This window comes from Phyllobacterium sp. TAF24 (assembly GCF_052113785.1).
Taxonomy (GTDB): domain Bacteria; phylum Pseudomonadota; class Alphaproteobacteria; order Rhizobiales; family Rhizobiaceae; genus Phyllobacterium.
Genome location: NZ_JBFRDN010000067.1, coordinates 1 through 5251 on the forward strand (window position 1 = coordinate 1; position 5251 = coordinate 5251).

The 5251-nt window shown below is 51.4% G+C and carries 4 protein-coding genes; all 4 read left to right on the forward strand.

Annotation, left to right across the window (positions count from 1 at the left end; all coding sequences use genetic code 11):
- The first annotated feature begins 85 nt into the window (after positions 1-85).
- Complete coding sequence (gene cydX / locus AB4Y96_RS26280; protein WP_091886287.1) at positions 86-205, forward strand: cytochrome bd-I oxidase subunit CydX; 120 nt, start codon at positions 86-88, stop codon at positions 203-205.
- Between the two features lie 451 nt (positions 206-656).
- A complete protein-coding gene (locus tag AB4Y96_RS26285) occupies positions 657-2351 on the forward strand; it encodes a GGDEF domain-containing protein (protein ID WP_441920960.1) in 1695 nt (564 codons plus the stop codon).
- Positions 2352-2723: 372 nt separating this feature from the next.
- The gene (gene repA / locus AB4Y96_RS26290) at positions 2724-3923 is read left to right on the forward strand and encodes a plasmid partitioning protein RepA (protein ID WP_441920961.1); all 1200 of its coding nucleotides are present in this window, start codon (positions 2724-2726) and stop codon (positions 3921-3923) included.
- 79 nt (positions 3924-4002) lie between these two features.
- A complete protein-coding gene (gene repB, locus AB4Y96_RS26295) occupies positions 4003-4968 on the forward strand; it encodes a plasmid partitioning protein RepB (RefSeq protein ID WP_441920963.1) in 966 nt (321 codons plus the stop codon).
- The last annotated feature ends 283 nt before the right edge of the window (positions 4969-5251 follow it).

Below are 5251 nucleotides of genomic sequence, written 5' to 3' on the forward strand. Positions count from 1 at the left end.
ATCGGGTGCTATGGGGCAAAGTGGACGACAAAACGATTAGCAATAAAAGCGGCCATGCTTACTAGAACAACGGAGGATTAGAAGTATGTGGTACTTTGCCTGGCTTCTCGGATTGCCATTTGCAGCGGCTTTCGCCGTTCTCAACGCCATGTGGTATGAACTCGTGGAAGATGATGCTAGCCGCAAGGCGGATACGAAAAAATAAACAATCAAGCGAGGCCGCGCATTTCGAAATGCGCGGTTTTGCAATTTTCATGCGCTATTTCTTTGCATTGTCATTGATCATTCGTTCGCAGCAATCAATTTCAAATCTTCTCGTTCCAAGCGTACAACCAAATGTGCGCGACGAGAATCAACCTATACGTGTATCCCTATTGATATCTTCCGTTAAAAGCGGCATAGGATCGGATTACAAGACCATGTGGTCGATAATGATCACAGACTTCAGAGGGGACAGAAGTACAGTCTTGCGGGCGGCTCATGAGCCGCGGGTGGGGACTATTGCGATAGGATAATATTGATTGACTTCATCTCGTCCAGCCCGTTCCGGGAGACGCCCCGAATCGACAGTGTCCAGCCACGTTGAAACAAGCCAATCCTCACCACAGAAAGATATGGGCAGAAGCCTATATTGGAAGCTCTGGACGGGAACCGGCATGGCAGTTGTCTGCACGGGTATTCTCGCCGCAAGCATCATAATGCCGTCCTATGGCGATTACTGGCTCGCCCGTCGTAACCTTGATCGTGTTCAACGCTACCGCCTGGTCTTGGATGCGGCTAATCGTTTATCGGCCGAGCGAGGCCCATCCAATGCAGTGATGGGGATTATGGATCTCCCGATGGACGACGCGAAACGGCAACTCGCTCAGTTTCGTGCAGCAAGTGATGCAGCCATTGAGGCGATTGCAAATCCCATTGCGCCTAATCGGGAGTCTATTGACCATCCCATACCGCTGCGTTTTCTGGAACAAACAAACACACAGCTGAAAAGCGCCAGAGCGGAGGTTGATCGCGTTGCAAATCTTCCCTTCGGGCAGCGGCGTCTTGAAGACGTTCAACAGGCGATCGAAGGAATGTTCGCAGTTGTTGACAACTTTCAGTCGATCGTCGCCTGGAATGTCGATGATCTTGTTGATGCGGATGACGGAATTGCAGCATCTGTCTTGATCGGCCACATGTTGAGCGACCTCAGAGAGTATGGCGGCCGGATTGCATCGCAAATCATGGCGCCGATAGCGACCCGTCAGCCTTTGGAACGCAAACACCTGATTGACAGCAGCCGAACCCGCGGCCGATTGAACGAACTTTGGCGATTGGTCGGCGGACAGGACGCGATCTTCCGCAGCGACGCAAGGCTCATCGGAAAACGCGAGGAAATCGAACGTGTCTTCTTTGGTGAGGGGCTGGGGATGTTTGATGCCCTTGTCGCAGAGGGCCGAAACTCCGGCAGCTATTCTTTGACCGCTGAGGAATTCACCAGGCGTTTTGTAAAAACGCTCCAGCCATTGGAAAGTCTGCGTATCGAATTTCTGAATGTGAAAATTGACGAACTGATGCAAACACGTGATCGCGCATTGAGAACATTGCTGATGGTCATTGCTATCACAACGGTCATTCTGGCGATCCTTGCCAGTCTGGTTCGTATGGTTCACGGGTCTGTTCTGTCGCCGCTGTTGCAGGCTCGGGATGAGGTTATTGGACTGGCGGAGGATCAGCCCGTACAACTCGGCAATCGTGCGCACTATGCGGGTGAGATGCGCCGCTTATTTGATGCTATTCAGATATTGCGTGGCAAGCTGCGGGAGCGGGCACAGCTGACGGACAAGCTGAAAGAGCAAGCGGAAACAGATGGTCTGACAGGCCTCTTCAACCGCCGCACGCTCGACCTTATTGGACAAAGCAAACCGAAAACTGACGGGGAAGCGGAAACGGCTTGTCTGGTTCTGATCGACATCGATTATTTTAAACTCGTCAACGATACTTATGGACATCTGGCCGGAGATCGGGTTTTACGGGAAGTAGCCGACCTCCTTCGATCGATGTTGCGACCGACAGATGTGATCGCCCGCTTCGGCGGTGAAGAGTTCGCTATTCTCCTATCAGGCGATCTGCTTTCGGATGTGGTTATGCGCGCGCGCAGGTTGCGGCTTGCATTGCAACGGCACGAGATTGTTCTCGCTGATGGCGCCCGTCTGAACATGACTGCGAGTTTCGGCGTTGCATCGGGGTCGCTTGGGGCGGAAGAGTGGCCGCGCCTCATCAAAGCGGCTGATATAGCCCTATACCGGGCAAAATCCGAAGGCAGAAACCGAGTACGATTCGCCGCGAGCCCCGAATTAGACCAGCCTTGAGGCGAAGCAATGTATGCCGCGGTCAAACAAACCGTTGGATAAATATTGAACCCGAAATGTACATTGATTGCATGATTGGCTGGGATTTGAGCGGCTGGTGCGGCGTCGTCTTTCTTTCTACGCAAATTTACCGCAGTAAAACTCCGCATTTTTATAAACGAAATCAGTGTATTAACTCGTAGTGCGGAAAAGAGATGGGTAGGTAATGCAATTTGGTGCATAAATGGATGAGAGGCTTTGTCGATTTGGATTGCCAATTCCCGTTAACCATTTGTTAACCTAAAATTTCTTGCTGGATTGTTAGAATCGGAGCTTAATGGCGCTTCTTAGAAGATTTGCTTTGAAAAAGCGCTATTAGAGGTTTTGTCTCCGATGAATTTCGCTCTACCTCTGCCCAAGTTCGAGTTTGATGACAAGATCCTCGATCAGGGGGCAGAGATATCACGCCGTCTTAACCAGCTTCGGATGGAAAAGTTTCCGCCGAATGCAAAGAAGACATTGCGGCAGTTTTCCATGGCTGAAGTGGCGCACTATCTTGGTGTGACGCAAAACAATCTGAAGCGCTTGCATCTGGAAGGTAAGGGCCCCGTTCCGGCTCAAGCAACATCCGGGCGGCGATCCTATACGGCCGAGCAGATGCTGGAACTACGTCATTATCTCGATCGTAATGGCCGTACCGAAGTGAAGAAGTATGTTCCGCATCGCAAGGCTGGCGACAAGCTGCAGGTCATTGCGGTTGTAAACTTTAAGGGCGGTTCAGGTAAGACGACGACAGCAGCACATCTGGCGCAGTATTTAGCGCTGACTGGCCACCGCGTTCTCGCCATTGATCTTGATCCTCAGGCGTCGCTATCTGCTTTGCATGGCTTTCAACCGGAGCTTGACAGGAATCTGTCGCTTTACGAGTCCATCCGCTACGATGATGAACGCAAGCCTATTGCAGATGTCATTCTGTCGACCAATTTTCCTGGGCTCGACATCATTCCCGCCAATCTTGAACTGCAGGAATATGAATACGATACGCCGCTAGCCATGCAGGACAAGGCATCGCGCGAGGGCAGGCAGTTTTTTACCCGTATCGCCACTGCGCTTGAGAGTGTTGACGACCGCTATGATGTCGTGGTTATCGATTGCCCGCCGCAGCTCGGCTATCTCACATTGACTGCAATGTCGGCTGCCACGGCTGTTTTGATCACCGTACACCCGCAGATGCTGGATTTGATGTCAATGTCGCAGTTTCTGCTTATGCTTGGTGGCATCCTGAAGACTGTGAAACAGGCTGGTGCAAAAGTGGAGCTCGATTGGTTCCGCTATTTGATCACGCGCTATGAGCCGACCGACATCCCGCAGGCGCAGATGGTCGGCTTCATGCAGTCAATGCTGGCAGAGGAAATTCTGGCCAATGCAATGCTCAAATCAACAGCTGTTTCGGATGCTGGCCTGACCAAGCAGACGCTTTACGAGGTGGAAAAGAACAGCTTCACCCGCACGACCTACGAAAGGGCCATTGAGTCTCTTGACGCCGTAAACTCCGAAATTGCTTCATTGGTGCATCGGGCATGGGGGCGCTGAGATGAATATGTTTACTGCGGTAAAAACACAGGTTTTCGCTAGAAAAATCAATTGCATGACTGAGAGTGGAAGCGAATAGATGGCCCGTAAGGATGTTTTCAGTAGCGTGATGAATCCAGCGCCAGTGCAAACCGAGCGCAATGAAGCGCTGTCCTATGTGGTGACCGGTGCATCCCGATCCATCAAGAGTTCATTTGAGGAGCTCGCGAAGGGAAGTGTTGTCGAGCTTGATCCTGATCTGATTGATGGTTCATTCGTCTCAGATCGGATTGAAGAGGATGACCAGGCATTTCAGGAGCTCCTTACGGCGATTGCGGAGAGGGGACAGGATTCGCCAATCCTTGTCCGGCCACATCCTTCAATATCCGGACGCTATCAGATTGTTTTCGGTCATCGCCGTGTCAAAGCTGCCCGGCAGTTGAACAAACACGTCAGGGCTGTCGTCAAGCCGATGGCTGATCAGGACCACGTGATCGCGCAGGGGCAGGAAAATGCCGCACGACAGAACCTGTCTTTTATCGAGCGGACATTATTTGCCAAACGCCTTGCGGATCTTGGCTATGATCACTCCGTCGTCAAATCTGCTTTAACGCTTGATCCGACGACATTCTCCAAGATGCAATCTGTCTCGACCTATATTCCAGAGAGCATTGTGCTTGCCATTGGCGCGGCCAAAGCCACCGGGCGCGACAGATGGTGGCAATTATCCAAGTTTTTTGAACAGCCCGGCAATCAAGCGAGAGCAGCTGATTTTGTAAAGTCTGCTGAATTTGCGACGGAAGGTAGCGATGAACGTTTTACGCGGCTCTTTGACTTTCTGAATGGGCCAAAACGGTCCGCGCAAAAAACAAACACACCAAAGGCAAAAACATGGGCTGCCAAGGATAAGTTGCTCAATGCTGAGATCAAAGATACGGGCAAGAGCTTTACCTTGGCATTGAAAGCCAAGAATGCCTCTCGTTTCGGTGCATATATTGCCGATAACCTTGACGAACTCTATCGAGCGTTCAGGGAATCGGAAACAGTAGGAAAAACAGGAGATTAACCGCAAAAGAAAAAAGCCCACCTAAACATCTCTGTCTTGGAAGGCTTCTCTCATATCTCTAGCAGGATCGAGAATCGCATTTCCGGGAATCAGTGTCAAGAGTAATTGGCGTCGTTTGGGCGAGCGTGGATCTTTTGCCTATTGAAAGGTAGAGGACGATGCAGTCGGGGAATGCATTCACGACGCCGTTTGGGCGGCGATCGCTGTCGCTTGGCATGCTGGCAACGCAGGCTGGCGCGATGGAGGTCGATCCAGAGGCTTCGGTCGACAAATGGAAGCTGTT

What these genes read in the sequence shown, in the direction of transcription:
- AB4Y96_RS26285 (WP_441920960.1), top strand. Translation starts at nt 657, where the DNA reads ATGGCAGTTGTCTGCACGGGTATTCTCGCCGCAAGCATCATAATGCCG.
- cydX (WP_091886287.1), top strand. Translation starts at nt 86, where the DNA reads ATGTGGTACTTTGCCTGGCTTCTCGGATTGCCATTTGCAGCGGCTTTC.
- repA (WP_441920961.1), top strand. Translation starts at nt 2,724, where the DNA reads ATGAATTTCGCTCTACCTCTGCCCAAGTTCGAGTTTGATGACAAGATC.
- repB (WP_441920963.1), top strand. Translation starts at nt 4,003, where the DNA reads ATGGCCCGTAAGGATGTTTTCAGTAGCGTGATGAATCCAGCGCCAGTG.